General features: G+C 71.8%; 28 protein-coding genes. 16 read left to right on the forward strand and 12 right to left on the reverse strand.

Translation table 11 applies throughout. From position 1 onward, the window contains the following. Together BLT99_RS00005 and BLT99_RS00010 are read left to right on the forward strand one after the other, a co-directional pair. The coding region (locus BLT99_RS00005; RefSeq protein ID WP_197675509.1) for a protease-associated domain-containing protein at nt 1-805 on the forward strand (805 nt) is incomplete at its 5' end. Next, on the forward strand, nt 700-1419 hold the full coding sequence (locus tag BLT99_RS00010; protein ID WP_092668207.1) for a hypothetical protein: 720 nt from the start codon (nt 700-702) through the stop codon (nt 1417-1419). The genes BLT99_RS00005 and BLT99_RS00010, both read left to right, overlap by 106 nt. A 537-nt stretch (nt 1420-1956) precedes the next feature. On the opposite strand, the gene BLT99_RS18195 is transcribed toward BLT99_RS00010, so the two are convergent. Then, on the reverse strand, nt 1957-2358 hold the full coding sequence (locus BLT99_RS18195) for a hypothetical protein (RefSeq protein WP_331712586.1): 402 nt from the start codon (nt 2356-2358) through the stop codon (nt 1957-1959). Nucleotides 2359-2450: 92 nt separating this feature from the next. Between BLT99_RS18195 and BLT99_RS00020 the strand changes: the two genes are divergently transcribed. Continuing rightward, nucleotides 2451-2819: a winged helix-turn-helix transcriptional regulator gene (locus tag BLT99_RS00020; protein WP_092668209.1), complete on the forward strand. Its 369-nt coding sequence runs from the start codon at nt 2451-2453 to the stop codon at nt 2817-2819. 33 nt (nt 2820-2852) lie between these two features. On the opposite strand, the gene BLT99_RS00025 is transcribed toward BLT99_RS00020, so the two are convergent. Beyond that, complete coding sequence (locus BLT99_RS00025) at nt 2853-3335, reverse strand: hypothetical protein (RefSeq protein WP_308208998.1); 483 nt, start codon at nt 3333-3335, stop codon at nt 2853-2855. A gap of 60 nt (nt 3336-3395) precedes the next feature. Here BLT99_RS00025 and BLT99_RS00030 point away from each other — a divergent pair, with 60 nt between their 5' ends. The 8 genes from BLT99_RS00030 to BLT99_RS00065 all read left to right on the forward strand — a co-directional run bounded on the left by BLT99_RS00030 (nt 3396) and on the right by BLT99_RS00065 (nt 11598). After that, nucleotides 3396-4091 carry a nucleoside/nucleotide kinase family protein gene (locus BLT99_RS00030; RefSeq protein WP_092668212.1) on the forward strand — a complete coding sequence of 232 codons (696 nt, stop codon included), beginning with the start codon at nt 3396-3398 and terminating at the stop codon, nt 4089-4091. Between the two features lie 126 nt (nt 4092-4217). Next, nucleotides 4218-4952, forward strand: a complete 735-nt coding sequence (locus tag BLT99_RS00035) for a hemerythrin domain-containing protein (RefSeq protein WP_092668214.1) — start codon at nt 4218-4220, stop codon at nt 4950-4952. Nucleotides 4953-4962: 10 nt separating this feature from the next. Next, nucleotides 4963-5433: a GyrI-like domain-containing protein gene (locus tag BLT99_RS00040; protein WP_092668216.1), complete on the forward strand. Its 471-nt coding sequence runs from the start codon at nt 4963-4965 to the stop codon at nt 5431-5433. Between the two features lie 44 nt (nt 5434-5477). Continuing rightward, nucleotides 5478-8489: a DEAD/DEAH box helicase gene (locus BLT99_RS00045; protein WP_092668218.1), complete on the forward strand. Its 3012-nt coding sequence runs from the start codon at nt 5478-5480 to the stop codon at nt 8487-8489. Between the two features lie 56 nt (nt 8490-8545). Beyond that, the gene (locus BLT99_RS00050) at nt 8546-9079 is read left to right on the forward strand and encodes a GNAT family N-acetyltransferase (protein WP_229724484.1); all 534 of its coding nucleotides are present in this window, start codon (nt 8546-8548) and stop codon (nt 9077-9079) included. Nucleotides 9080-9147: 68 nt separating this feature from the next. Then, nucleotides 9148-10800: an acyl-CoA dehydrogenase family protein gene (locus tag BLT99_RS00055; RefSeq protein ID WP_092668222.1), complete on the forward strand. Its 1653-nt coding sequence runs from the start codon at nt 9148-9150 to the stop codon at nt 10798-10800. A 61-nt stretch (nt 10801-10861) separates the two neighbouring features. After that, nucleotides 10862-11329, forward strand: coding sequence for a methyltransferase family protein (locus tag BLT99_RS00060; protein ID WP_092668224.1), 468 nt, complete (start codon nt 10862-10864; stop codon nt 11327-11329). Between the two features lie 80 nt (nt 11330-11409). Beyond that, the gene (locus BLT99_RS00065; RefSeq protein WP_092668226.1) at nt 11410-11598 is read left to right on the forward strand and encodes a hypothetical protein; all 189 of its coding nucleotides are present in this window, start codon (nt 11410-11412) and stop codon (nt 11596-11598) included. 16 nt (nt 11599-11614) lie between these two features. Here BLT99_RS00065 and BLT99_RS00070 read toward each other — a convergent pair whose 3' ends face one another. The 5 genes from BLT99_RS00070 to BLT99_RS00090 all read right to left on the reverse strand — a co-directional run bounded on the left by BLT99_RS00070 (nt 11615) and on the right by BLT99_RS00090 (nt 18869). After that, entirely contained in the window at nt 11615-13000 is a 1386-nt protein-coding gene (locus BLT99_RS00070; protein ID WP_092668228.1) for a maltokinase N-terminal cap-like domain-containing protein, read from the reverse strand. Between the two features lie 49 nt (nt 13001-13049). Then, the gene (locus BLT99_RS00075; protein WP_229724482.1) at nt 13050-14405 is read right to left on the reverse strand and encodes an MFS transporter; all 1356 of its coding nucleotides are present in this window, start codon (nt 14403-14405) and stop codon (nt 13050-13052) included. Between the two features lie 157 nt (nt 14406-14562). After that, complete coding sequence (locus BLT99_RS00080; RefSeq protein ID WP_172802991.1) at nt 14563-16608, reverse strand: ABC transporter ATP-binding protein; 2046 nt, start codon at nt 16606-16608, stop codon at nt 14563-14565. A 95-nt stretch (nt 16609-16703) separates the two neighbouring features. Next, nucleotides 16704-18437 carry an ABC transporter ATP-binding protein gene (locus BLT99_RS00085; protein WP_092668231.1) on the reverse strand — a complete coding sequence of 578 codons (1734 nt, stop codon included), beginning with the start codon at nt 18435-18437 and terminating at the stop codon, nt 16704-16706. Between the two features lie 258 nt (nt 18438-18695). Continuing rightward, entirely contained in the window at nt 18696-18869 is a 174-nt protein-coding gene (locus BLT99_RS00090; RefSeq protein WP_092675329.1) for a CsbD family protein, read from the reverse strand. A gap of 297 nt (nt 18870-19166) precedes the next feature. Between BLT99_RS00090 and BLT99_RS17505 the strand changes: the two genes are divergently transcribed. Beyond that, on the forward strand, nt 19167-19550 hold the full coding sequence (locus BLT99_RS17505) for a YciI family protein (RefSeq protein ID WP_157674897.1): 384 nt from the start codon (nt 19167-19169) through the stop codon (nt 19548-19550). After that, nucleotides 19547-20803: an RNA polymerase sigma factor gene (locus BLT99_RS00100; RefSeq protein ID WP_229724480.1), complete on the forward strand. Its 1257-nt coding sequence runs from the start codon at nt 19547-19549 to the stop codon at nt 20801-20803. Before BLT99_RS17505 ends, BLT99_RS00100 begins: the two co-directional genes overlap by 4 nt. Nucleotides 20804-20927: 124 nt before the next feature. On the opposite strand, the gene BLT99_RS00105 is transcribed toward BLT99_RS00100, so the two are convergent. The 4 genes from BLT99_RS00105 to BLT99_RS00120 form a co-directional block, all read right to left on the reverse strand. Continuing rightward, a complete protein-coding gene (locus BLT99_RS00105) occupies nt 20928-21950 on the reverse strand; it encodes a TerC family protein (RefSeq protein WP_092668233.1) in 1023 nt (340 codons plus the stop codon). Nucleotides 21951-22298: 348 nt separating this feature from the next. Further along, nucleotides 22299-22832 (reverse strand): GNAT family N-acetyltransferase, encoded by a 534-nt coding sequence (locus BLT99_RS00110; protein WP_092668234.1) that lies wholly within the window; start codon nt 22830-22832, stop codon nt 22299-22301. 51 nt (nt 22833-22883) lie between these two features. Then, complete coding sequence (locus BLT99_RS00115; RefSeq protein ID WP_157674898.1) at nt 22884-23336, reverse strand: DUF2510 domain-containing protein; 453 nt, start codon at nt 23334-23336, stop codon at nt 22884-22886. Further along, on the reverse strand, nt 23333-24160 hold the full coding sequence (locus BLT99_RS00120; RefSeq protein ID WP_229724479.1) for a sulfite exporter TauE/SafE family protein: 828 nt from the start codon (nt 24158-24160) through the stop codon (nt 23333-23335). Before BLT99_RS00120 ends, BLT99_RS00115 begins: the two co-directional genes overlap by 4 nt. A 348-nt stretch (nt 24161-24508) precedes the next feature. On the opposite strand from BLT99_RS00120, the gene BLT99_RS00125 reads away from it, so the two are divergent. The 3 genes from BLT99_RS00125 to BLT99_RS00135 all read left to right on the forward strand — a co-directional run bounded on the left by BLT99_RS00125 (nt 24509) and on the right by BLT99_RS00135 (nt 25941). Then, complete coding sequence (locus BLT99_RS00125) at nt 24509-24712, forward strand: cold-shock protein (RefSeq protein ID WP_092668238.1); 204 nt, start codon at nt 24509-24511, stop codon at nt 24710-24712. Nucleotides 24713-24862: 150 nt separating this feature from the next. Next, nucleotides 24863-25546, forward strand: coding sequence for a UdgX family uracil-DNA binding protein (locus BLT99_RS00130; RefSeq protein WP_092668240.1), 684 nt, complete (start codon nt 24863-24865; stop codon nt 25544-25546). A gap of 29 nt (nt 25547-25575) precedes the next feature. Beyond that, nucleotides 25576-25941 carry a TFIIB-type zinc ribbon-containing protein gene (locus BLT99_RS00135; protein WP_092668242.1) on the forward strand — a complete coding sequence of 122 codons (366 nt, stop codon included), beginning with the start codon at nt 25576-25578 and terminating at the stop codon, nt 25939-25941. Nucleotides 25942-25971: 30 nt separating this feature from the next. Here BLT99_RS00135 and BLT99_RS00140 read toward each other — a convergent pair whose 3' ends face one another. Further along, the gene (locus BLT99_RS00140; protein WP_092668244.1) at nt 25972-26451 is read right to left on the reverse strand and encodes a VOC family protein; all 480 of its coding nucleotides are present in this window, start codon (nt 26449-26451) and stop codon (nt 25972-25974) included. Between the last annotated feature and the right edge of the window lie 52 nt (nt 26452-26503).

The raw sequence follows: 26503 nt of genomic DNA on the forward strand, positions 1-26503 counted from the left end.
GCAGCGCCGCGAGTTCGCCGCGATCGACGCGGCCGGCAAGGTCGCCGTGGTCACGCGCTCCGACGCCGTCTCGCCGTCCGAGCGCGCGGTCAACGCGCTCGCCGCCGGCGCCACCATGCTGCTCGTGGCCAACGACGCCGACGGCGAGCTCAGTGAGTGGGTCGGCCGACGACGGCTCCGACGTCGCCATCCCGGTCGCCACGATGAGCGGCGTGCAGGGACGCCGGGTCTTCGACGCCCTCGGTTCCGCGAAGGGCGGCATGACGATCTCCGGTACGGGCGTCGCCGACGCCCACGAGATCTGGGACATCGCGCGCTACGACGCCGACGCCATCCCGGCGGACTGCACTACGCGCCATCCGACCTCGCCCGCATCGACACCTGGTACCGCGGCGAGGCCGGCGACCGGCTCGCCGAGTTCCGCTGGGACCTCGCGCCGAACGGCGCGTACGGCTTCGGCTTCCCGATGAACGCGGTGCGCGGCATCGAGCGGACGGAGTGGGTCAATACCGACGTCGACTGGTACCAGGACGCGACGGTGCTCGATGTGGGCTGGCAGGTCCGTGACGTGCCCCGGTCGTACGAGCCCGGCGAGCACGTCGAGACGAGCTACTTCGGTCCGATCGTGCGTCCCTACGTCGGCGAGGGCTACTTCGCGCCGTACCGTTCGGCCGACTGGATGCAGGTCAACCTGCCGTCGTGGGCCGATGGCGGCGATGCCCGGCACACCGGAGCGTTCGACGTGTTCGCGGCCACCCGGGTGTCTCGCAGAACACCGACTTCTACCTCGACGGCGAGCTGCTGAAGTCGGGGCCGTTCCAGGGCGTCAACGTCTGGGACCTGCCCGACGGCGATGCCGAGGTGCGGGTCGTCAACACGGCGACGCACGATGGCTCGGCGCTCGCGTCGTCGACGAAGACCCTGTCGGAGTGGACCTTCACGACGAGCGGGTCGCGCGACGACTGGTCGTTCCAGTTCCAGCCCATGATTCAGACGGTGTACGACATCGAGACGGATGCCGCGGGCATGGCCGGCGTGGGACGCAAGAAGGGTGAGGCGGTGCCGCTCTCGCTCGAGCTCGGGCACGTCGCCGGCGCGGTCGGCTCGGGCGCCATGACAGAGGCCACGCTCGAGGTGCGCGTCTCGGGCACGGACTGGAAGCCCGTGCCGCTCGAGCTGCTGTCGGCCGACGACTCCGGCCCGGGCGAGGCGCCCGGCGGGATCTTCGCCGAGGGTCGAGCCTGGGTGAGCGGCTACGAGGCGTCGCTGCCGGTGCCCGACGCGGGCGCGTGGCTCGACCTGCGCGTGACCGCGACGGATGCCGCGGGCAATACGTTCTCGCAGGAGATCGAACGTGCCGTCCAGGTCGCGCCGGTGAACCACGGCGCCGTGAAGGGCGGCCCGACGCCCTTGACCTGAGCCGCGCAGGGAAGAGGCCCGGACGACGTCGCACGTCGTCCGGGCCTCGACCGCGTCGGACGCGGCGTCAGGCGGCGGCGGCGCTCGGTCTCCACGAGCTCGCGCAGCGCTCGACGAGTGGGGTCGTCGACGGCCGATGAGGCGCGAGAGCGTGCCATCCGACTCGGCGAGGTCGCCGCGCGCGATGCCCTCGTCGATGGCGGCGACGAATCCGGCCGTGCCCTCGTCGAGGCCGACGGCGGTGAGCGACGCGATGCGCTCGGCCGGGGTCTGCGCGACGAAGGCGACGTCGCGACCGAGTACCTCGGCGGCTGCCGCGGCGAGCTCGGCGAACGTCCACAGGCGCGTCGCCGCCGAGTTCGTACACGTTGCCGACGTGGCCGTCCTCGAGCAGCACGACGGCGGCGGCCTCGGCGAAGTCGCGGCGCGGTGCCGAGGCGACCCGACCGGCGCCCGTCGCGGCGGCGATCGTGCCCGTGGCGGCAGCGGTCGCGACATCCTGCGCGTAGTTCTCGGTGTACCAGTTGTTTCGAAGGATCACGCCGGGACGCCGACCTCGGCGATGACCTCCTCGGTGCCGCGGTGCTCGGGCATGAGGACGAGTTCGCTCGTCATGGCCTTGGGCCGCTCGTGTAGGCGAGCTTCGCCACGCCCGCCGCCTTCGCGGCCTCGATCACGTTGCGGTGCTGGGCGACACGGCTGCCGAACTCGGTGCCGGAGATGAGCAGCACCGAGTCGACGCGCCGAGGGCGGGCGCGATGGTCTCGGGCGGGCGTAGTCGAGCTCGACGACGCGGATGCCGCGGCTCGCGACATCCGCCAGCTTCGACGTGTCGCGGGCGCCGGCGACGATCTCGGCGGGTGCGGCGCCGCGGTCGAGCAGCGCGTCGAGGACGCGTCGGCCGAGGTGGCCGGAGGCGGCGGTGACGAGGATGGTCATGGGGTATCCCTTCGGTCGGTTCACCGAAGCCAACCCGCCGACCGCGGTCTACCTTCCCGCGCGCTGGTACCCACTTTTCGGTAAGGTACCACATGACGGTAAGTCTCGCGCAGATCCGCGAGCGGTCCGGCGAGGTCTTCCTCGAGGGATGCCCGACCCGGGTCGTGCTCGACCACATCATGAGCAAGTGGGGCGTCCTCGTACTGCTCGCCCTGACCGACGGCACGCTGCGGTGGGGCGAGCTCCGCCGCGAGGTCGAGGGCATCAGCGAGAAGATGCTCGCCTCGACGCTGCGCACGCTCGAAGCCGACGGGCTCGTCGTGCGCACGTCCTACCCCGAGGTTCCGCCGCGCGTCGAGTACGCCCTCACCGACCTCGGGCGCGAGCTCATGGAGCGCATGCTGCCGCTCGTCGACTGGGTCGCCGAGCACGCCGGCACGATCACGGGCCGGCCGGCCTGACCGCCGACCGACCCGATGCCCGGCTCGTCGGCCTCAGCTGACCGCTGACGCCACCAGCTCGGAGTATCGCTGCTCGACCGCCGGCGTCCACTTGACGACCGCGAACGACGTGGGCCACATGTCGCCGTCGTCGAGGTTCGCCTTGTCGTCGAAGCCGAGCGTCGCATACCGGGCCTTGAACTTGACGGCGGGCTGCATGAAGGCGACGACCTTGCCGTCGTCGTTCGCGAACGCCGGCATGCCGTAGTAGGTCTTCGGCATGAGCTGCGGCGCGACGCTGCCGACGACCTTGTAGAACCCCTCGGCGATCTCGCGGTCGTTCCCAGTCATCTCGTCGATCGCGGCACGGATCGCCTTCTCGCCCGCGGCGCGGTTCTTGCCCGCCTTCGCTTCGGCGCGCAACTCCTTCGCGCGGTCCTTGACGGCCTCGCGCTCGAACTCCGACAGGCCCTCGGTCTTCTCGGCCATGATCTCCTCCTCCAGGTCGGTGAGCCCCTGATCGGCTCTGTTCGTCACGGTACGCGGATGATGCGGCGCGCGCTTCTCGATTCCTGCTCGATGCGCCATCCTGAGGTCATGGACCGGCCCGACCCCGCGGCACCGCGCACGGCCGCGGCATTGACGGCACTCGTCGACCTCGCGCGCGACGAGCTCGCCGCGGCATCCGGTCATCGCGTGCTGCTGGGCATCACGGGCTGCCCAGGCGCGGGCAAGTCGACGCTCGCGACGGCGCTCGTCGAGGCCGTGAACCGAACGGATGGCGCGGGGCTCGCCGTGCACCTGCCCATGGACGGCTTCCACCTGGCCAACGCGACCCTCGACCGTCTGGGGCTTCGCGATCGCAAGGGCGCGATCGAGACGTTCGACGGTTGGGGCTTCGCCGGACTGCTCGAACGCGTCCTCGCCGAGACCGAGCACACCGTCTACGCGCCCGGCTTCGAGCGGTCGGTCGACGAGCCGGTCGCCGCCGAGATCGCGATCGAGCCGTCGGCGCGCATCGTGGTCGTCGAGGGCAACTACCTGCTCGTCGACGATGGGCCGTGGGAGCGGGTCGGCGACCTGGTCGACGAGGCGTGGTTCATCGAGGCGTCCGAGGAGGAACGCGTGCGCCGGCTCGTCGAGCGCCACACCGCGTTCGGGCGCACGCCCGAGGCGGCGCTCGCGTGGGCGCACGAGGTCGACGGCACGAACGCGCTCGTCATCGCGCCCACGGTCGCCCGCGCCGACCTCGTCGTGTCGGGCACGACGTGGGAGGTCGAGATCGGCGCCTGAGGCGCGGGCCTTCGGCCCTCGCAGGAAGGGCGCCCCCGCACGCGGGGTGCGGCGAGCCTTGCCAGCACGCCGACGCGGTCGTAACGTCGCGCGCAGCACCATCCGTCGCCGACGATCGGAGCACCCATGGCCGCCACCGCCTTGCCGCCCAGCGGAGACCCGCCCGGATCGGGTGGCCGGGGCTCGAGCGGCACCGGCCCCGCCGCCGGCGCCCCGAAGACCTGCGACGCGCGCGGCATGGTCGAGATCCACCGCATGTACCGCGCGTCGTTCGGCGAGGGGCCGACGCTCGTGCGCGGCGTGGCCGAGGCGGATGACGCGCACGCCGACGTGGTCGGCGACCACCTCGCGATGATCTCCACGAGCCTGCACGCGCACCACGAGTTCGAGGACGAAAACCTCTGGGACACGCTCGACGACCGCGCGCCCGCGTGCGCCGGCCATGTCGAGCGCATGAAGGAGCAGCACGCCGTGATGCTCGTGCACCTGCGCGAGCTCGACGCCGCGCTGCCTGCGTGGCGGGCGAGCGGTCGGCAGGCGGATGCCGCGAGGGTGCTGGCTGCGCTCGACGGCATCAACGCGGCGCTCGCCGTGCACCTGCCCGACGAGGAGGCCAACATCGTGCCCGTGATGGAGACGGTCCTCACCCAGAAGGAGGTCGACGCGGCATCCGTGCACGGCCGGAAGGCCACGCCGAAGGGCAAGACGTGGCAGCAGCTGGGCGCGATCCTCGCGGCGCAGCCCGATGGCGGGGACGAGTGGCTCCGCTTCCACCTGCCGCCGCCCGTACGCGGGGTCTGGCGGCTGATTGGCCGGCGCAAGTACCTCGCGAATCGCGCGCAGCTGACCGGCACGAGATGAGGGGATCGCGATGGCCTACGACGTGCAGGTGACCCTGGTGCCGCGGAAGGACGCGGCAGTCGTGCGGACGCGGACGACGTTCGACGAGATCCCGGAGTTCATGCGTTCCGCGTTCGAGCGCGTCGCGTCGGTCCTCGGGCCGCGCGGCCTCCTGGGCGACGGCCCCGCGATCGGCCGCTACACCGAGATGGACCCGGCGTCGGGCTCGTTGAGCGTCGCCGGATTCATCATCACGTCGCCGATCGAGCCCGAGGGCGAGGTCGTGCCCGACGAACTGCCCGAGGGCGAGGTCGCCAGCACCGTCCACCTCGGCCCCTACGCGACGATTTCCGAGGCCTACGACGCGATCGCCGCCGCGATGGCGCTGCACGGGCGCGAGATCGACGAGTCGACCATGTGGGAGGAGTACTGGAGCCCGCCGGGCATGCCCGACGAGCAGGTGAAGACCGTCGTGTTCTGCCCGCTGAAGCCCGCCGGCTGAGGGTTCGGCTCGGCCTGTCGGCGGCGCATGCGAGCATGGTCCGCATGCCCGCCGATCCGCTGCCGCCCGCCGGGGCGGCGCGCGACTGGCGCAGCGCGCTTGCCGCAATGGGCTCGCCGGCAGACGCGTCGCCGGTGAGGCGAGCGGATGGCGCGCCCGCCGACGAGCGCACGACGACGCGTCGACTCGGTCTGCAGTTCGAACTGCGGCGCCGGGTGCAGCGGCGCAACGGCGAGTGGCGCGGCCCGCGCGACGAGCCCGCTCGGCGCGCGGTCGCCGTCGACCGGCTCGCGGTGCGTCCGGTCACGCAGGGCTCGCGGGGCGCCTGGATCAAGGGCGGACTGACCTGGCAGAACATCGGCTTCCAGGCGTCCGCGGCCGGCGTCGACCCGGCGCAGTCCCGCTGGTTCGCCCAGTTCGCGATGCTCAAGGGGTCGGGCCCATCCCTGCAGGTGTACGGCTCCGAGTGGATCACGGTCGACGACTTCGAGAGCCCGCTGCTCTGGGCCCTCCTCGACGAGGCGGGCCGACTCGGCATCGCACTCGTCGGGTCGGATGCCACGCCAGAGGTCGCGCTTCGCGGCGGTGCCGTCATCGGGCTCGACGCCGCGGCCGGAGCCGACGGGGCGCTCACGCTCACGCCGATCCTGACGCTCGACGCCGACGACCACGCGCTCGAGCACGCTCGGCCGGTCGCCGGGCACGGCGTGTACCGCTTCGACTTCGACGCCGGGCTCATCGAACTGGCGCCCTACGCGGGTGGGCTGCTCGGGCCGGCCGAGGCGGCCGTGCTGTCCGCGCCCGAGCCGATCCGGGTGCCCGCCGCCGAGGTGGCCGACTTCGCGACGTCGCACTTCCACGCGCTCGCCGGTTCGATCGCGGTGACGAGCCGCGACGGCAGCTTCGCGCCGCCGCCCCGCCCACCCGCGACCCTCGTGCTCGACGCGCGGTTCGAGTCCGGCGACGTGCTGCGGCTCGCGTGGCGGTGGGAGCACGCTGACGGGCGCACGACCGAGGTCGACCCATCCGCCGCCGTCGACGACCCCCAGCTCGACGACGACCTGCTCGCGCGGGTCGGCGACGAGCTCGGCTGGGTGCCGCTCGACGCGATCGTGCTCCGCGGTGTCGATGCCGCGCAGTTCACGGCCGAGCGGATGCCGCGACTCGAGGCGCTCGCGGCGCGCGCCGCCGGCGCCTCATTCCGCATCGACGTGCGCGGCGAGCGCCCCGACTACCGCGAGGCCACCGAGCGTCCTGAGGTGCGGGTCACCACGGTCGAGACCGACCAGCCCGATTGGTTCGACCTCGGCGTGGTGATCACCGTGAACGGACGGCCGGTGCCCTTCATGCGGCTGTTCCGAGCGCTCGCGAAGGGGCAGAAGCGCATGCTCCTCGTCGACAAGTCCTACCTCTCGCTCACGCAGCCGATCTTCGCCGAGCTGCGCGAACTCATCGAGGAGGCGGGCGACCTCGCGGAGTGGGAGACCGGGCGCCTGCCGATCTACCGCAGCCGCACCAGCCTGTGGGCCGATTTCGAAGACCTCGCGGATGTCGCCGAGCCTGCGGTCACGTGGCGGGCGACGGTCGCGGCACTCGAGGGCGGACGGGTCGAGGAACTCGCGCCTCCCGAGGAGCTCGCGCTGCCACTGCGGCCGTACCAGCTCGCGGGGTTCCGCTGGCTCGCCTACCTCTGGGCGAACCGCCTCGGCGGCGTCCTCGCCGACGACATGGGGCTCGGCAAGACCGTGCAGTGCCTCGCGCTCATCCAGCACGCCACCGCCGCGCGGACCTCGGCTGACGGGGTCGACGGCGCGCCCTTCCTCGTCGTCGCGCCGACCTCGGTCGCGTCGAACTGGATCCACGAGGCCGCGCGATTCACGCCCGGGCTCCGCGTCGCATCGGTCAGCGGCACCCAGGCGACGCAGCGCCGACGCCTCGCCGACGTGGCGGCCCGAGCCGACGTCGTGGTCACGACCTACGCTGTGCTCCGCCTCGAGGCCGACGCCTTCGCCGAGCTCGACTGGGGCGGGCTCATCCTCGACGAGGCGCAGTTCGTGAAGAACGCGGCGACGAAGGTGCACGACGCGGCACGCGCCATTCGGGCTCCCTTCCGGCTCGCGGTCACGGGCACGCCGCTCGAGAACCACCTCGGCGATCTGTGGGCGATCCTGCGCATCGTCGCGCCCGGACTCTTCCCGTCGCGTCGTGGGTTCGACGAGCGGTATCGACGACCCGTCGAGGACGACCGCAACGCCGAGCGACTCGATCGGCTGCGTCGTCGCATCCGCCCGCTGGTACTGCGACGAACGAAGGAAGCCGTCGCGCCCGAGCTGCCGCCCAAGCAGGAGCAGGTGCTCGAGGTCGAGCTCGCACCCGAGCACCGACGCCTCTACGACGTGGTGCTGCAGCGCGAGCGGCAGAAGCTCCTGGGTCTCGTCGACGACCTCGACCGGCAACGGTTCATCGTGTACCGCTCGATCACGCTGCTGCGCATGCTCGCGCTCGACGCGACCCTCATCGACGCCGAGCGGCACGCCGGCATCCCGTCGGCCAAGCTCGACGCGCTGTTCGAGCAGCTCGACGACGTGCTCGCCGAGGGGCACCGCGCACTCGTGTTCAGCCAGTTCACGTCGTTCCTCGGCCGGGTCGCGGGCAGGCTGGATGCCGCGGGCGTGCCGTACGCGTACCTCGACGGCTCGACGACGGCTCGCCGCCGCGACGACGAGATCGCGCGCTTCCGATCGGGCGCGGCATCCGTGTTCTGCATCAGCCTCAAGGCCGGCGGGTTCGGACTGAACCTCACCGAGGCCGACTACGTGTTCCTGCTCGACCCCTGGTGGAACCCGGCGAGCGAGGCGCAGGCGGTCGACCGTGCGCATCGCATCGGGCAGAAGCAGCACGTCATGGTGTACCGACTCGTCGCGGCGGGCACCATCGAGGAGAAGGTCATGGCGCTCAAGGCGCGGAAGGGCGCACTCGCGGCATCCGTGCTCGACGACGGCCTCGGCAGTGCGCAGCTCGACGCCGACGACCTGCGCGAGCTGCTCGAGGGGTGACGCGGTCGCGTTCCCGAGCCTCGCGTGGTCCGCCGCCGCGCCGATACTCTCGGACGGTGAATCCCGAACGCCCGCGCGTCAGGCTGATGCAGCCCGAAGACGCCGAAGAGCTCTCGGCCGTGCGCACGCGCGAGCAGGAGTTCCTCGCGCCGTGGGAGCCGGTGCGCCCCGACGGCTTCACGACGGTCGCAGGCCAGGCCGACATCATCGCCGCGTCCTTGCGGCTGCACGAGGCAGGTCAGTCGTTCCCGCTCGTCATCCTCGACGACGACGGCGCGATCATCGGCTCGATGGTGCTCAGCGGCATCATCCGCGGACCCTTCCTCTCGGCGAACCTCGGCTACTGGGTGGCGTCGTCGGCGAACGGGCGCGGCTACGCGACCTCGGCCGCGCGGGCGACGCTCGCGCTCGCGTTCGGCGAGCTCGGCCTGCACCGCGTGCAGGCGGCGACGCTGCCGCACAACGCCGCCTCGCAGCGGGTGCTCGCCAAGAACGGGTTCGAGCGCATCGGCTACGCGCCCCGCTATCTGCAGATCGCGGGGCAGTGGCAGGACCACGTGCTCTTCCAGCGCATCGCCGACGACGACTAGCGAGTCCCAGCCTGGGGCGGCCGTGCATCCGCAGCCGCGCGGGTGTGGAATGGACGCGGAGGTCGACGATGATCACGCACGAGGTCGAGAACCAGGCGCCGCCGCGGGTCGGCGTCGACGAGTACGCCGAGAACGTCGCGCTGGTCGAGGCGGTCGCCCGATGGGGCCGGGGCGCGGATGCCTCGGCGCAGGGGCTGCACGAGATCGGCGAGCTCGCCGGCTCGGCGGGCTTCCAGCGCGACGCCGAGCGCGCGAACACGCGCACGCCCGAACTGCGGACGCACGACCGGTGGGGCCACCGCGTGGACGAGGTCGACTACGACGACGCCTACCACCGCGTCATCCGCTCGGCCGTCGGGCGCGGCGCGCACACCGGCGCGTGGGCCGAGCCTGGCCCCGGCGCGAACGTCGATCGGGCCGCCGCGTTCCTGCTCTTCGCACAGGTCGAGCCGGGGCACGCCTGCCCGGTGTCGATGACGCACGCCGCGGTGCCCGTGGTGCAGCAGGCCGCGCCCGGCCTCGTCGACGTCTGGATGCCGCGACTGCTGAGCCGCGAGTACGACCCGCGGCTCATCGGCGGCCCGGCCAAGCCGTCGGCGCTCGTCGGCATGGCGATGACCGAGAAGCAGGGCGGATCCGACGTGCGGGCCAACACGACCCGCGCCGAGCCGACCGGCGACGACGAGTCGTGGGGACGGCGGTACCGCCTGACCGGCCACAAGTGGTTCTGCAGCGCGCCCATGAGCGACGCATTCCTCGTGCTCGCGCAGGCGGCAGGCGGGCTGTCGTGCTTCTTCGTGCCGCGCGTGCTGCCCGACGGCTCGCGCAACGTGTTCCGGATCCAACGGCTCAAGGACAAGCTCGGCAACCGGTCCAATGCGTCGAGCGAGGTCGAGTTCGACGGCACCGACGGATGGCTCGTCGGCGACGAGGGGCGCGGCGTTGCCACGATCGTCCAGATGGTGACGCGCACGCGGCTCGACTGCGTGCTCGGCACGGCGGCCGGCATGCGCCAGGCCGTGGCCGAGGCGGCATGGCACGTGCGGCACCGCCGCGCGTTCGGGTCGCTGCTCGTCGACCAGCCCGCGATGACGGCGGTCGTGGCCGACCTCGCGCTCGAGTCGGAGGCGGCGACGATCACCGCGATGCGCCTCGCGCGGGCCTACGACGACGACGCGTCCGACGTCGAGCGCGCGTTCCGGCGCCTGGCGACCGCGGTCGCGAAGTACTGGGTGTGCAAGCGCGGGCCCGAGCACGCGTACGAGGCGCTCGAGTGCCTCGGCGGCAACGGCTACACCGAGGGCTTCCCGCTCGCGCGCCGCTATCGCGAGCAACCGCTGCTGGCGATCTGGGAGGGGTCGGGCAACGTGATCGCCCTCGACGTGCTGCGCGTGCTCGAGCGAGAGCCCGATGCCTTCGAGGCGTTCTTCTCGGTGGCCGGCGAGGCCGAGGGCGAGCACCCGGCGCTCGACCTCGAGCTCGCCGAAGCGCGGTCGGTCGTGGCCGAGATCGGGCGAGCGGATGCCGCGACCGCGGCCCTGCGCGCCCGCGAGCTCGCCGAGCGACTCGCGCTCGTGCTGCAGGCGTCGCTGCTCGTGCAGCATGCTCCGCCCGCGGTGGCCGACGCCTTCGTGCGCTCGCGGATCGAAGGTCGCGCGGGGTCGCTCTACGGCTCCTTCCCGTCGGGCGTCGACCTCGCGGCGATCCTCGCCCGCGCCTGACGCGCCGCGCCGGGGGTGGGCCGACGACGCGGCGACCGCCCGCGGACGGCAGAATGGGCGGGTGAGGGATCGCGCGAACTGGCTCGTGGTGGCGCAGTTCGTGCTGCTCGCGGTGCTGGTGGTCCTCCCGTTCGCCGTGCCCGTGGCGCCGCTCTGGGCCGGACAGCAGTCGACCGTGCTGGCCGTGTTGCTCATCATCACCGGGCTCGTGCTCGCGGGCGCGGGGGCCGTTGCGCTCGGGCGCGACCTCGTGGTGCAGGTGGCGCCGCGCGAGGGGGCCGCGCTGCGCACCACAGGCGCGTACCGGTTGACGCGCAACCCGATCTACGTCGGCCTGCTGATCGCCGCGTCGGGCTGGGTCGTCTGGTTCGCGCGCGTCGACCTCATCGTCGTCTGGGTGCTGCTGGCCGTCGTGCTCGTCGCCAAGGCGCGTGTCGAAGAGCGTCGCCTGGTCACGCGGTTCGGCGACGATTACCGCGAGTACGCCGCGCACACGCCGCTCATGCTCTGGCGTCGCGGCATCCGCTAGCCATCGCGGCCTCGGCTCGAAACGCAACCCCTCCCGCCCGCGACACCGCAGCCGTAGCGTCGAATCGGAAGGAGGGCATCATGAGCAGCTTCACTGATCCGGTCGATGAGCCGATGCGGCAGGAGCGCGGATTCCCCATCGACACCGACGACGTCTCCGCCAACGAGGACGCCCCGCTCGACCAGGAGGCGAACGAGGACGCCATCGACTCGGCCGAGGCCGACCGACGCGCCGCGGAAGAGGGCACGATCGGCGACGACCGAGTCTGACCCTGAGCCTTCCCGGCTACGGCGCCGACGCCTGCAATGGTCCTGCGGCCAACAGCTGCGTGATCGCGCGAAGCGGGATCGGCGCCCAGTCGGGACGGTTGCGCGTCTCGTAGATCGCCTCGTACACCGCCTTGTCGAGCTCGAACGCGGCGAGCAGGTCACGGTACTTGCTGAGATCGGTGCCGGATGCCGCGATATAACCGTCGATGAACGCCTGGCGGGCCGAGGCGGCCCACGTCCGAGCCTCGGCGGCGCGCTCGGGGTGCACGATCTCGGTCGCGCCCGCGACGTAGTCGAACGAGCGCAGCATGCCCGCCACGTCGCGCACCGGCAGGTCGGGACGGCGACGCTCGGCCATGGGCCGCATCGGCTCGCCCTCGAAGTCGAGCAGGAGCCATCCGCGCTCGGGGGAGAGGATCACCTGGCCGAGGTGCAGGTCGCCGTGGATGCGCTGCAGCTGCGGCCACGCTCCCTGCGTCGCGCGTGCGTAGTACTCCGCGATCGCGGCGCGGTGCGGCTCGAGCGCCGGTACCTCGGCGACGCCGATGGTCAGGCGCCGCTGCCACGCCTCGTCGATCGCCGCGATGAGCTCCGCCGACGCGCGCTCGCGCGGGAACGCGCCACCGAGCGAGCGGTGCACCTCAGCGACGGCGACCCCGAGGGCGCGTGCGTCGTCGGCGAAGTCGCGGCCGCCGGCGGCGGCGAGGAGTGCCACCCGCCAGGCGTCCTCGACGCCCGGCAGGAACTCCTGCGCGAACGCCAGGTGGCCGCGCGCGCGTCCGTCGGGGCGGCCGACGTCGTCCCACTCGCCGACCACGTCGCCCACGCTCGGCGGCACATGCGGCGAACCGGATGCCGCGAGCGCCGTCTGCAGCGTCACGTCGGGGTTGTCGCCGTGGTGGAGCTGGCGGAACACCTTGCAGATGAGGGGCGCCGCGCCATCCGGCCGGTAGATGATCGACGTGTTGGACTGCTCGCCGCCGAGCACGCTCGCGGGCACGTGCGGACCCGGCCGCGCGGCATCCGGAGCACCCGAGTAGTGGCCGACGGCCGTGGCGCCGTGCGCGACCGCGCGCCGCTCGTGCACGATGAGGTCGAGCAGCACGTCGGTGAAGGCCGCGTCGTGCGGGCCGTCGTAGAGGTGCGTGCCGTCGTCGAGGGCCGCGATGAGGTGAGCGGATGCCTCCGGCGCGGCCGCCGCGCGTTCCACGACGGGAACCTGGTAGAGCACGGGCGGTTCCGTCGCGTCATCCATGAGCAGCATCGACCACACGCGGACCCCGGACTCGGCTGACGGCAGCTCCCACTCGCCGATGCGGCGCAGCCGCGGGGCGTGGCCCTTGCCGCCGTACCAGCGTTGCGCCGGCATCCACTCGGCGATCGCGGCCACGGCGCTGTCCATGGTCTGAACAGTAGGGCCGCGCATCAGCGAAGTCGAGGAACGACGCGGGTCATGACGCCTCGTGGCGTGGGCGCGCGGCCCGGCGGCGAGCGCGCGGCTCGTCGAGCCCCATGACGACGCGCGTGCGCTTGCGCTCGACCACGATGAAGAGGGTGCCGATCAGCCACAGCGGGACCTGGGTGAGGAACGCGATGCGGAACGCGTCGAGCGTGTACGTCGCGGGCGTGCCGGCGCCCTGCGCGTCCATCGCGATGCCGATGAGGAGGATGGCGAGGAGCGCCGCGAGGAATCCGCCGACGTTCGTGATGCCCGTCGCCGTGCTCAGCCGGTGGCTCGGGTTGAAGGTGCGTGCGTGATCGAACCCGATCATCGACCCGGGGCCGCCGGTGCTCATCGCGAAGGCGAGCACGAACAGCAGCCAGAGCGGGGCCGGGCCCGGCCAGGCGATGACGACGAGCCATGCCGCGACCTGGATCCCGATCACGGGCAGCACGAGCAGTCGCGAGCGGCGATACGGGTGCCGGGTCGAGAGCGCCCCGATGACCGGTCCGACCAGGATGCCGAACACCACGTAGACCGTGAACAGCAACGACGCCATCGCGGTCGTCAGCCCCTCGCCCACGGTCAGGAAGGGGAAGCCCCACAGCAGTACGAACGCCGTGCCCGAGAACGGGGTCGTGAAATGCGACCAGAACGCGAGGCGCGTGCCCGGGTGGGCCCACGACTCGCGGAACCCCTGGCGCAGGTCGGCCGACGAGCGCACGGCATGGATGGCGCCGGTCGTCGTGTCGACGGAGACGTCCGCGGTTCGGCCCGGCGGTCGGTTGCGGATGACCGCGAACGTGAGGATCGTGAACAGCGCCCCGAGCCCCGCCAGTGAGCCGAATGCGACCGACCAGCTCGTCGCGTGCAGCAGCGCCGCGAGTGGGAGCACCGCGAGGATCTGCCCCGACTGGCCGATGAGTCCCGTCAACTGCACCAGCAGGGGCGCCTGTCGTTCGGGGAACCAGACCGCCACCACGCGCAGCACGCTCGGGAACACGGCGGCGTCGCCCGCGCCGAGTAGCATGCGGGCGGCGATCGCCCATGCGACATCGGGGGCGAACGCCAGCGTGAACTGGCCGATCGCCATGAGCGCCATGCCGATGGTGATGATCGGGCGGGCGCCGAACCGGTCGAGCAGCAGGCCGACCGGGATCTGCATTCCGCCGTACACGGCGAGCTGGATGACAGCGAACATCGACAGCGTCGAGGCATCCGCGTCGAACCGCACCGCCGCGTCGACGCCGACGGCCGAGAGCGACGAGCGGTTCGTGATCGAGACGATGTACGCCGCGACCCCGACGCCCCACACCAGCCACAGTCGCCACGCGGGCGTGCTGGAGATGGGGGCAGGGATGGTCACGTCACTTCGAGGCTACCGTCTGGCTCGTGCGCGGCTGACCCGTTGACGGGAGGCGGGGCGAGACACGGGGCGTTCATGGCGTTGACGACGATCGCCCCGTCCGCCGACCTGCGAGGGGGACGGCGATCGGGGCGATCGGAGTGCGCGAACCGCCCGATCAGGCCAGCGGCGCGTCGGTCGCTGCCGGCTCGCTCGCGACGACCTCGCGCGGGGAACGGCCCTCGACGGCCGCGGGGTCGCCCTCGGCGCCGAACTCGGCGTCGAGGTCGTAGGCGGCCTGCTCGAACTGCGAGTTGTACAGCCGGTAGTAGGCGCCCTTGGCACTGATCAGCTCGTCGTGCGAACCCTGCTCGACGATGTCGCCGTGCTCCATCACGAGGATGAGGTCGGCGTCGCGGATCGTCGAGAGGCGGTGCGCGATCACGAACGACGTGCGGCCCTGTCGCAGGGCGGCCATCGCGTGCTGCAGCAGCAGCTCGGTGCGCGTGTCGACCGAGCTGGTCGCCTCGTCGAGGATCAGCACGCTCGGCTGCGCGACGAATGCCCGCGCGATGGTGATGAGCTGCTTCTCACCGGCGGAGACGTTCGAGGCGTCCTCGTCGAGCACGGTGTCGTAGCCCTCGGGCAGCGAATGGACGAACCGGTCGACGTAGGTCGCCTTCGCCGCATCCACGATCTCGTCGTCGGTCGCCGATTCGCGCCCGTAGCGGATGTTGTCGCGGATGGTGCCGCCGAACAGCCACGGGTCCTGCAGCACCATGCCCGTGCGAGCCCGCACGTCGTGCCGCGTCAACTCGGCGATGTCCTGCCCGTCGATGAGGATCCGGCCGCCGTCGAGTTCGTAGAACCGCATGATCAGGTTGACGAGCGTGGTCTTGCCGGCACCGGTCGGTCCGACGATCGCGACCGTCTGGCCGGGCTCGACGCGGAACGAGAGGTCGCGGATGAGCGGGCGGTCGGGCGTGTACGAGAACGACACGTGGTCGAACTCGATGACCCCGCGACCGTCGACGACCTCGGGCGCATCGGCGGCGTCGGGGTCCTGCTCGTCGGCGTCGAGCAGCTCGAACACGCGCTCGGCCGACGCCGTGCCGGACTGCACGACGGCGGCCATTCCGCCGAGCTGCGAGAGCGGCTGCGTGAACTGCTGCGAGTACTGGATGAACGCCTGCACGTCGCCGAGCCGCAACTGGCCGCTCGCCACCATGAGCCCGCCGATCACCGCGATGCCGACGTAGGTGAGGTTCCCGATGAACATCATGCCGGGCATGATGATGCCCGCGAGGAACTGCGCCTTGAACGCCGCCTCGTAGAGCTCCTCGTTCTCGGCGCGGAACTTCTCGCTCGAGTCGCGCTCGCGACCGAACACCTTGACCAGCGCGTGACCCGAGAACGATTCCTCGACGCGGGCGTTGAGCCGACCGACCTTCTTCCACTGGATGCCGAAGGCGGCCTGCGACTTCGGCCCGATGATGCCGAAGATGACGCCCATGAGCGGCAGCGCGACGAGCGCGACGAGCGAGAGCTGCCACGAGATCGAGAACATCATCACGAGCACGCCGATCACGGTGAGGATGCTCGTCAGCGCGCTCGAGAGCGACTGCTGCATCGTCTGCGTGATGTTGTCGATGTCGTTGGTGACGCGGGAGATGAGCTCACCGCGCTGCGTGCGGTCGAAGTAGCTGAGCGGCAGTCGGTGGATCTTGGCCTCGACCTGCTCGCGCAGCCCGTACATCGCGCGGACCATGATCACGTTGATGACGTAGCCCTGGATCCACGACAGGATCGATGCGCCCACGTAGAGCAGCAGCACGATGATCACGACGCGGCTCAGCGCGACGAAGTCGATGCCCTCGCCGGGCGTCAGGGTGGCCGCACCGACGATGTTGGCCAGGTCGTCCTGGCCCGTCGCGCGGAGCTGTTCGACGACCTGCTCCTGCGAGACGCCGGCGGGCAGCTGCGCCGAGATGACGCCCTCGAAGATGAGGTTCGTCGCCTCGCCGAGCACCCTGGGCGCGATCACGGTCATGACCACGCCGATCGCGCCGAGCAGCGAGACGAACGCGAACAACCACTTCCACGGCGCGAGCAGGCCGATCATGCGTCGGAAGCTGCGACCGAAGTCCTGCGCCTTGCCGGGCGCGATGGCATTCCAGTCGCCCGAGTTGACGCGCGCCTCCTCGGCGAGCTGCTGCTCCTCCATCTCCTCGACGGTGAGCTCGGTCGCCGGGCTCACTCCCGGCGCCGCTTCGGGAAGGCGGGCGGCGCGGCGGCCGCGGGGGGTCTTGGACTCGCCGCTCATGCCTGAGCCTCCACTCCGAGCTGGGATTCCACGATCTCGCGATAGGTCTGGCACGTCTCGACGAGCTCCTCGTGCCGACCGAGCCCGACGACGCGGCCGTCGTCGAGCACGACGATCCGGTCGGCGTCGGTGATGGTCGACACGCGCTGCGCGACGACCACCTTCGTCACGTCGGGGAGTTCGCGCCACAGCGCCTGCCTGAGTCTCGCGTCGGTCGTCAGGTCGAGGGCCGAGAACGAGTCGTCGAAGACGAGGATGTCGGGCTGGTGCACGATCGCACGTGCGATCGCAAGCCGCTGCCGCTGGCCGCCCGACACGTTGGTGCCGCCCTGCGAGATGCGTGCGCCGAGGCCGCCCTCCATCTCGGCCACGAAGTCGCGACCCTGGGCGATCTCGAGCGCGTGCCAGAGCTCGGCGTCGGTCGCCTCCTCGCGACCGAAACGCAGGTTCGACTCGACGGTGCCCGCGAACAGGAACGGCCGCTGCGGCACGAGCCCGATCGTCTTCCACAGCGCCTCGAGGTCGGCCTCGCGCACGTCGACTCCGTTGACCATCACGTTGCCGCCGGTCGCGTCGAACAGGCGCGGGATGAGCGAGACCAGCGTGGTCTTGCCGGCGCCGGTCGATCCGACGATCGCGAGCGTCTCGCCGCGCTCGGCGCGGAACGAGATGCCGTCGAGCACCGCGTGCTCGGCGCCCGGGTACTGGAACGACACGTCTCGGAACTCGACCGTGCCCTGCTCGGGGAACGAGCCGGCGCCCTGCTCGGGCCGGGGCAGCGTCGACTCGGTCGACAGCACCTCGCTGATGCGCTCGGCCGACACCGCGGCGCGCGGGATCATGATGGTCATGAAGGCGGCCATCAGCACGCCGCCGAGGATGATCCCGACGTACTGCATGAAGGCGAAGAGCGTGCCGATCTCGGTGGTGCCCTCGTCGACCTGGGCGGCGCCGAACCAGATCACGCCGACCACGGTCACGTTCAGCACCAGCATGAACAGCGGGAAGAGCGTGATGAACAGCGTGCCGACGCGCCGGCCGACATCCATGATGTCGCGGTTGGCGACCTCGAAGCGCTCCTGCTCGATCGGCTCGCGGACGAACGCGCGGATGACGCGGATGCCCGTGAGCTGTTCGCGCAGCACGCGGTTCACGGCGTCGAGCCGCTTCTGGTAGTTGCGGAACAGCGGCACCATGCGGCCGATGACGAGCGCGGCCACCACGAGGATCGTGACGACCGACACCCAGATCAGCCAGCTCAGCCCGACATCCTGGCGCAACGCCATGACGATGCCGAAGATCGCCATCAGCGGCGCGCTGACGAGCATGGTCGCGCCCGTCATCGCGAGCATCTGCACCTGCTGCACGTCGTTGGTGTTGCGGGTGATCAGCGACCCGGGCCCGAAGCGCGACACCTCGCGCTCGGAGAACGCGCTCACCTTGTCGAACACGTCGTTGCGGATGTCGCGGCCGGCCCGCATCGCGACCTTGGCGGCGAAATACGTGGCGATGATCGCCGCGACGATCTGGCCGAGCGAGATGGTCAGCATGACCATGCCCGTGGACCAGATGTACGCGGTGTCGCCCTTGGCGACGCCGTCGTCGATGATGTCGGCGTTGAGCTGGGGTAGGGCCAGGGTCGCGGCGACCGACGCGACCTGGAAGAGGAGCACTCCGGCGAGGAGCCACCGGTAGGGCTTGAGATAGCGGATGAGGAGTCTGCCGAGCATGGGGTCCCCGAATTCGGAGCGATGTGGTGGATGACGCGCGAAGCGACCGCGCAGCACGCGTCGCCGGGGCGAACCCGGCGTTGCGCTCGTTCAGTCTGCATCCAAGCGCGAGCCACCGACATCCGTCTGAGGGCTGATATCGCTCAGGGCGGAATCCGAATCGGAGGGATCCGTCCGGCGAGCGGCCTCGGCCTCTCGCCGGACACGACGATGGGGCGCGCACCCCCGCGGTACGCGCCCCATCCGCCGAACAACCGGTTACGAGTTGAAGGCGTCCTTCACCTTGTCGCCGGCCTGCTTGAGGTTGGCCTCGGTCTGCTCGCCGCGGCCCTCAGCCTCGAGACGCTCGTTGTCGGTCGCGTCGCCGAGTGCTTCCTTGGCCTTGCCGCCGAGCTCTTCGGCCTTGTGCTGGATCTTGTCGTTGTCACCCATGCGGACCCCCTTCGATCCCTTTCGTCGCACCCTCTCGGATGCGCCGTCGAGACCACGGTAGGCAGGGGAGCGGATGCGGCTCCAGCCCTTGCGACGCGAGAACCGCTCTGGTACACGCGGGAGCCACCATGCCCGCACGCGGAGTGCGTGCAGAACCGACGAGCGCGCGCGCCGATCCGCGCATACTCGTCGGATCCGCACGCGTTTGCGGAATCGTGTCGAGAACCGCGATCCGGCCTCGACATACTGGTGGGAGCGCACCCGCCTCCCGATCGTGACGAAGCAAGGAGCGACGCCGTGAAGTACCTCATCCTCATCAAGTCGAACCCCGAGTGGAGCGCCGAATGGGCGACGTTCACGCCCGAGCAGCAGGCCGAGGGCATGCAGCTCTACACGAAGCTGACCGAGGAGCTGCAGGAGGCGGGCGAGTACGTCGACGCCGAGCAGCTCGTCGGTCCCGAGGCGACGAGGACCGTGACCGTTGGCGACCACGGTCCGGTCGCGAGCGACGCGCCCCTCGCCGAGACGAAGGAGTTCCTCGGCGGCTACTACCTCGTCGACGTGGCGTCGTTCGAGCGTGCGGTCGAGATCGCGGGGCGCCTGCCCGAAGCCTCCTGGGGCGGCGTGCAGATCCACCCGATCCTCGCGTACGACGCCGCCGCGGACACGTCGGTGGCGTGACTCCGACGCGGCCGGGGGAGCGGCATCGCGGGCTCGACTCGATGCTCCACGAGGCCGCACCCTCGGCGCTCGCCGTGCTCGTGCGGCGCACGGGCGACTTCGACGCGAGCGAGGACGCCCTGCAGGAGGCGCTCGTCGCGGCATCCGTGCAGTGGGGGCGGGACGGCCCGCCCGAGCAGCCGAGTGCCTGGCTGGTGACTGTCGCACACCGCAGGTACGTCGAGGCGGTGCGACGGGATGCCGCGCGGCGGGCGCGCGAGGAACGGGACGCGCTGTTCGATCCTCAGGGTTCCGGCGCGTCCGATCGTGACGATTCCCTCACGCTCTTCCTGCTCTGCTGCCACCCAGCGCTGCGGCGGCCGGCCCAGTTGGCGCTCACCCTCCGCGCCGTGGGCGGCCTCACCACCGCCGAGATCGCCCGGGGCCTGCTCGTGCCCGAGGCGACCGTGGCGCAGCGCATCTCGCGCGCGAAGGCGCGCCTGCGGGCCGAGGGTGCGAGGTTCCGGATGCCGCGGGCCGACGAGCTGCCCGACCGAGTGGCCGCCGTGTGCCAGGTGCTGCACCTCATGTACACCGAGGGGCACACCGCCAGCGCCGGCGAGACACTCGCGCGGGCCGACCTCTCGGCCGAGGCGATCCGGCTGACGCACCTGCTCGCCGAGCTCGTGCCCGCCGGTGCGCGCTGGCGCGGCGAGGTCGACGGGCTGCTCGCCCTCATGCTGCTCACCGAGTCGCGGCGGCCGGCCCGCCTCCGCGTCGACGCGCCGGGAGCGCCGCCGGTGCTCGTGCCGCTCGACGAGCAGGACCGGTCGCGCTGGGACCGCGAGCTCATCGCGGAGGGGATCGCGCTCGTGGAGCGCGCGCTCGCGACATCCACCCCCGGGCCGTACCAGCTGGAGGCCGCGATCGCGGCACTGCACGCCGAGGCGGCGTCGACCGACGACACCGACTGGCCGCAGGTGCTCGCGCTGTACGAGCTGCTGCGGCAGGTCGGGCCGGGTCCCATGGTCGAGCTCGGGTGGGTCGTCGCGGTCGCGATGGTGCATGGGACGGATGTCGCGCTGCGCGAGCTCGAGACGGTCGCGCTCGAGCCGGCGCTGGCCGGGCACTTCCGCGTGCATGCGGTGCGTGCGCACCTGCTCGCGCGCGCTGGACGCGGGGCTGAGGCGCGCGCCGAGTTCGCGGTCGCGGCGGCCCTCGCGCTCAACGCGACCGAGCGCCGCTACCTCGAGGCGAAGGCCGCGGGCGCCTGAGCGCGCCGCGCTCCGCGCTCCGCGCCCCGCGCCCCGCGCGAGAGTATGCCGAACTCCGGTTCCGGGCGACCTGAGCCGCCGTTCGGCATACCCTCGTCGGCCGCAGGCCGCGCCCCGCGCGAGATCAGGTGCGCATCGCCTGTCGCGAGCGCCGGAACACCGGCTCGGCCGACGCGAGCTCGGCCGCCGTCGCGATCCGGAACGCCCCCGCCGGCGTCGCCTCGACCTCGTGCCGCCCCTCGCCGCGAGTCGCGATGAGCGAGGCGACGATCGACGCCGTGATGATCGCCGCGACGACCGCGAGTGAGACGGGCGTCGGGATGTAGAGCACGTCGAGCAGCGCCATCTTCACGCCCACCCAGACGAGCACGAGCGAGAGCCCGAGCTTGAGGTAGCGGAACCGGTGCACGAGGTCGGCGAGCAGGAAGTACATCGCCCGGAGTCCGAGGATCGCGAACGCGTTCGCCGTGAACACGAGGAACGGTTCGCTCGTCACCGCGAAGATCGCCGGAATCGAGTCGACCGCGAAGATCACGTCGGTCACCTCGACGAGCACGAGCACCGCGAGCAGCGGGGTCGCCAGGACGACGCCGGCACGGCGGATCAGGAACCGCTGCCCGTGATACGCGTCGGTCATCGGCACGACCCGCCGGAAGAGCCGCAGCGTGCGCGACCGCTCGGGGTGGACGTGCTCGTTGCGCGTCAGCAGCATCCGGATGCCGGTGATGATCAGGAACGCGGCGAACACGTACAGCACCCACGAGAAGTTCTCGATGAGCGCGGAACCAGCGGCGATGAACAGGCCGCGCAGCACGAGCGCGCCCAGGACGCCGAGGAACAGCACGCGGTGCTGGTACTCGCGGGGCACGGCGAACGACGCGAAGATGATCGCCCAGACGAACACGTTGTCGACCGCGAGGGACTTCTCGATCAGGTAGCCGGCGAAGTACTGCTGCCCCGACTCGGCGCCCCAGGCGTTCCAGACGACGATGCCGAACGTGATGCCGGCGAGCACCCACACGATCGACCAACCGAGTGCCTCACGCACGCCGATGGCGTGGGCCCGGCGGTGGGCGAACAGGTCGATCGCGAGCATCGCGACGATCGCGGCGAGCACGGCGAACCAGGCGTACAGGGGTACGTCCAACGTCTCCTCCAGTTGTCAGGTGGTGCGGCAACCGGAGGTCTCGTCCGAGCGTCGCCCGGCCGGCTGGAGCCGGGGCCGTGCGGCCCGGATGCGCCGGAGCCCGGTGGCGGGCCCGGAATGACGACGCATCCTCGGGGACTACTCCCCTCCGCATCCATGGCACCATGCCGCGGCCGGCTTCCGCATCCCGCTCGGGCGTCGGCTCGGCCACCTCCCAGCGTTCTCGAAGAGAGCGGATGGCGCGCCCGCACGCCTGAGCGCGCCGACGAGAGGTCGCACGTGGTGGGTCCGTAGCGCCATCCGCGACCTCTCGGGTTCAGAGGGAAGCGGATGGCGCGCCCGGCGCCGCTACAGCGCGCGGGTGAACGCCACGCGGTGCTCGCCGGGGCCGTCGTAGTCGCGCCACGCGAGCACGCCGTCGATCTCGGTGTCGCCCGTCAGCTCGAATCCCATCGCGCGATGGAACTCCTGCGAGCGACGGTTCACCGGACCGGTGATGGCGTCGACCCGGCGACATCCGCTGGCCCGCATGGCGTTGAAGAAGCGCTCGTAGAGGGTGCGCGCGAGGCCCGACTGCCGGAGGTCGGGTCGGACCCCGACGAAGTGGATGTAGGCGGCCTCGGGTTGTGACTGGGACCGGAAGCCGATGAGGAACCCCGCGAGCTCGCCCCGGTCGTCCTCGACGATCGTCGACGTGTCCGCGAAATGCTGGAAGAAGAGGCGCGGTAGGAGCCGGCCGAGGTCGGCCGTGCCGGGCAGGCCCCACCACTCGGGGATCACCGCGACGACGCGCGCATGATCGCTCACCACCGGCCGGCAGAAGGCGAGCGATGGATGGCGCGGGTCGGTCGCCGTGCTCGGGGCCGTGGACGCATCGGTCATGGCGACGATCCTGCCCGAGACCACCGTCGGGGCGCGACCGGGCCCGGCGCTTCAGCGGCCGAGCGCGACTCCGAGCGCGGCGAACGCCACGACGAGGGACGCCGCCGCGGTGATCGCGCCCGCGGCGGCCACGAACCAGATCCGTGGCGACGGTCCGAGCGCGGCCGGCAGGGCGGACATGGACGGACCGGAGTTCCTCGCGGGCGTCGGCACGGTCGTGTGATCGGGCGCAGCCGACGTGGGCGTTCCCATCGAGACGTTCGTCGGCGCCCCGAGCCGGCGGGTGGACTCCAGGCCGAGTGCCTCGAGCGGATGGCGTGGCGCGGCCGCGCCGGCGACCCCGAGTGTCACCGGCTCGGCCTCGGCCTCGGCGGGCGCGACGAGGCTGGCGGGCCCCCGCGTCGACGTGTGCGGCGTCCAGCCCGAGCCGTCCCAGTAGCGCTGGAGTGCGGCATCCGTCGCATCGTCGTACCAGCCGGGCGGCCGGCGTGCGGCGCCGGTCATGCGCGGGCGGCGCGCTGGGCGCGGATGGCGCGGATGGCCAGCTGCACGGCCGCGATGACGAGCAGCGCGGCGAAGAGCCATCCGCCGACCTCGGGAGGCACGAGGAAGGCGAGCGCGACGCCGGGGAACGCGGCGAGGGTCGCCGCGAGGCCCGCGATCAGCGCCGCACGCAGGTCGACGATGCCCGTGCGCAGGTTGGTGAGGGTGCCGCTCACGGCGGTCGGGATCATCGCGACGAGCGACGTGCCGCGGGCCATGAGGTCGCCCAGGCCGAACAGGGTGATGAACGCGGGCACCATGATGAGCCCGCCCCCGACGCCGAAGAGGCCGGACGCGATGCCGACCACGAGGCCCAGGGCGATGAGGCCCAGCGCGGGACCGACCTCGAGCGGCACCGGCTCGGCAGCGCGATCGGGCGCGGCGATCGCGAGCCGCACGGCGACGGCGACCAGCAGCGCGATGAAGAGCCAGCGCAGCCACTCGAGCGGGAGCCGTGCGAGGAGCCGGGCCCCGATCCATCCACCGACGATGCCGCCGACTGCGACGAACGCCGCGGCGACGAGGTCGACCTGGCCGTTGGCGAAGTACGTGATCGACCCCGCGACGGCGGTGGGCACGATCGCCGCGAGCGAGGTCGCCGAGGCGCGACGCTGGTCCATGCCGGCGAGGAGGATGAGCAGCGGCACCATGACGATGCCTCCGCCAACGCCGAACATGCCCGAGAGCAGTCCGCCGATCGCCCCTACCACAAGGAGGCGCCACGCGGCCGCGCGCGGCGGCTCGGGCTCGGGCTCGGGCTCGGGCGAGGCCGGGGGCGTGGTCACCGGATCACCCTACCCATGTGCCTGCATGCACTCCCATCGGCAGCGGTCCCCATGTGCGGCGGGGAGCGCGCGACGGAACCTGTGGACACATCCGACGCACTGAGCGCGGTGTGCTATAGCATGAAGGTTCCTCCACTCGCGGGCGCCCGCCCGCTTCACGACTGATTGCCCGGAGGCGGCACGATCCGCATGGCATGACCCGAGACCGAGGGCGACGACGCACCAGGTGCGGCGACCTTCGGAACCACCCGCCCGAGCGGCATCCGCCGCCGGGTACTGCGGACGGCCGCCCGGCCGAACGTGAGGGGCCGAACAGCTCGGCCCAGTACGAACGAAGGAAATACCAGCATGGCAACCGGAACCGTCAAGTGGTTCAACGCCGAAAAGGGCTTCGGCTTCATCGCTCCCTCCGACGGGAGCCCCGACGTCTTCGCGCACTTCAGCGCCATCACGGGCAGCGGCTACCGCTCGCTCGAGGAGGGCCAGAACGTGGAGTTCGAGGTCGTCCAGGGCCAGAAGGGCCTCCAGGCCGAGAACATCCGCGCGATCTGAGCGCACGCGGGCTCGCCCGCACCGCGACGCCGGGTCGGACCGCAAGGTCCGGCCCGGCGTTCGCCGTCTCCGCGGGCGATCGGGCTACCACCGCCGCCCCGCGGCGGCAACCGGCTGGGCCGTCGCCGGCACGCGCCGTAGCCTCGCCGCATGGCGGCATCGACCAAGTCGAGCGGCGGCGCCGAGGAGCGCCCCGGCGCCCAGGAGTGGGTGCCGCCCGATCCGAGCCTCGACGACCTGAGGGCCGCCGCACCGGGATGTCGCGGTTGCGAGCTCTATCGCGATGCGACACAGGTCGTGTTCTCGACCGGCCCGGCCCGCGCCAGGATCATGCTCGTCGGCGAGCAGCCGGGCGACCGTGAGGACCGTGAGGGCGAGCCGTTCGTCGGCCCGGCCGGCATGCTGCTCGGGCGCGCGCTCGATGCGGCGGGCATCCGGCGCGAAGACGCGTACCTCACCAACGCCGTGAAGCACTTCCGGTTCGAGCAGCGCGGCAAGCGCCGCATTCACGCGAAGCCTTCCGTGGGCCACGTCGTCGCGTGCCATCCGTGGCTCGAGGCGGAGTTCGAGGTCGTGCGCCCCCGCGTCGTCGTGTGCCTGGGTGCGACCGCGGCCCGAGCCGTGCTCGGCGGCGAGGTCAGGATCGCCGACGTGCGGGGCAAGCTGATGACCGAGGGACGCGGCGGCACCGCCCTGCCCGCTCCGGCGATCGTCACCGAGCATCCGTCGGCGGTGCTCAGGGTCCGCGAGGCGCCGGCTCGGGACGCCGCGTTCGAGCGGCTCGTCGACGACCTCGCCGCTGCCGCGGAGGTTGCACGCAGCGAGCGTCGATAGGCTCGCGGGACCCCGATGAAGGAGTCAGCATGCAGTGCCCCAACGACGGCGCCGTCCTCGTCATGAGCGAGCGAAGCGGAATCGAGATCGACTACTGCCCCACTTGCCGCGGAGTGTGGCTGGACCGAGGCGAACTCGACAAGATCATCGACCGAGCAGCACGCGAGTTCGGCGCGCCGTCCGCGGCAGCGCAGGCCGCACCCGTGCCGCCGGCCCCCCAGGCCGCGCCGCAGCAGCCCACCCCGCAGCAGCAGGGGTATCCCGCCAACCCGATGGACATGCTCCGCCAGGCGACGCGCGGCTACGACGACGACCGTCGATACGACCGCGGGTACGACCAGGGCTACTCACGCAAGCGCAAGAAGGACAACTGGCTGTCCGAGCTCTTCGACTGACGCCGCGCCGCGTTGCGCCGGGGCCCGCCGCTAGCCGGCGGACCCGGGCGCGTCGGCAGCCGCGTCGATGCCGGGCGAGACCGTCGCCTCGGTCGGAACCGGCTGCCCGATGTCGACCATCCACTGCACGCCGAACCGGTCGGTGAGCATGCCGAACACGTCGCCCCACGGCGACGGCTCGAGCGCCACCGCGATCTCGCCGTCGTCGGCGAGCGCCTCCCAGTACCCGCGCAGCCGCGACTCGTCCTCGGGACCGCCGCTGAGCGACACCGCGAAGTTCGTGCCCGCCTCGTAGGGCATCTCGTTGGGCGTGTCGGCGCCCATCAGGTGGAGGTCGCCCGCGACCAGCTGGCCGTGCATGATCTTGTCGACCTCGGCGGCGCTCTCGCTGGCGTTGAAGTCGCCGAACGTGCTGAGCGTCAGTTCGCCGCCGAAGACGGAATGATAGAACTCCATCGCCTCCCGCGCCTGGTCGCGGAAGCTCAGGTACGGGGTGAGTTGCACGGGCATCGGGTCTCCTAGGGTGAAGTTCGGGTGCGGCCGGTCGGCGGATCGGGTGGCG

This window comes from Agromyces flavus, from assembly GCF_900104685.1.
GTDB lineage: Bacteria > Actinomycetota > Actinomycetes > Actinomycetales > Microbacteriaceae > Agromyces > Agromyces flavus.

Bases quoted from the DNA above. Each gene is read 5' to 3' on its own strand.
- BLT99_RS18195 (WP_331712586.1), bottom strand. From the start codon at position 2,358: ATGACCATCCTCGTCACCGCCGCCTCCGGCCACCTCGGCCGACGCGTC.
- BLT99_RS00020 (WP_092668209.1), top strand. From the start codon at position 2,451: ATGACGGTAAGTCTCGCGCAGATCCGCGAGCGGTCCGGCGAGGTCTTC.
- BLT99_RS00030 (WP_092668212.1), top strand. From the start codon at position 3,396: ATGGACCGGCCCGACCCCGCGGCACCGCGCACGGCCGCGGCATTGACG.
- BLT99_RS00035 (WP_092668214.1), top strand. From the start codon at position 4,218: ATGGCCGCCACCGCCTTGCCGCCCAGCGGAGACCCGCCCGGATCGGGT.
- BLT99_RS00040 (WP_092668216.1), top strand. From the start codon at position 4,963: ATGGCCTACGACGTGCAGGTGACCCTGGTGCCGCGGAAGGACGCGGCA.
- BLT99_RS00045 (WP_092668218.1), top strand. From the start codon at position 5,478: ATGCCCGCCGATCCGCTGCCGCCCGCCGGGGCGGCGCGCGACTGGCGC.
- BLT99_RS00055 (WP_092668222.1), top strand. From the start codon at position 9,148: ATGATCACGCACGAGGTCGAGAACCAGGCGCCGCCGCGGGTCGGCGTC.
- BLT99_RS00065 (WP_092668226.1), top strand. From the start codon at position 11,410: ATGAGCAGCTTCACTGATCCGGTCGATGAGCCGATGCGGCAGGAGCGC.
- BLT99_RS00070 (WP_092668228.1), bottom strand. From the start codon at position 13,000: ATGGACAGCGCCGTGGCCGCGATCGCCGAGTGGATGCCGGCGCAACGC.
- BLT99_RS00080 (WP_172802991.1), bottom strand. From the start codon at position 16,608: ATGGAGGAGCAGCAGCTCGCCGAGGAGGCGCGCGTCAACTCGGGCGAC.
- BLT99_RS00085 (WP_092668231.1), bottom strand. From the start codon at position 18,437: ATGCTCGGCAGACTCCTCATCCGCTATCTCAAGCCCTACCGGTGGCTC.
- BLT99_RS00090 (WP_092675329.1), bottom strand. From the start codon at position 18,869: ATGGGTGACAACGACAAGATCCAGCACAAGGCCGAAGAGCTCGGCGGC.
- BLT99_RS00110 (WP_092668234.1), bottom strand. From the start codon at position 22,832: ATGACCGATGCGTCCACGGCCCCGAGCACGGCGACCGACCCGCGCCAT.
- BLT99_RS00115 (WP_157674898.1), bottom strand. From the start codon at position 23,336: ATGACCGGCGCCGCACGCCGGCCGCCCGGCTGGTACGACGATGCGACG.
- BLT99_RS00125 (WP_092668238.1), top strand. From the start codon at position 24,509: ATGGCAACCGGAACCGTCAAGTGGTTCAACGCCGAAAAGGGCTTCGGC.
- BLT99_RS00130 (WP_092668240.1), top strand. From the start codon at position 24,863: ATGGCGGCATCGACCAAGTCGAGCGGCGGCGCCGAGGAGCGCCCCGGC.
- BLT99_RS00135 (WP_092668242.1), top strand. From the start codon at position 25,576: ATGCAGTGCCCCAACGACGGCGCCGTCCTCGTCATGAGCGAGCGAAGC.
- BLT99_RS00140 (WP_092668244.1), bottom strand. From the start codon at position 26,451: ATGCCCGTGCAACTCACCCCGTACCTGAGCTTCCGCGACCAGGCGCGG.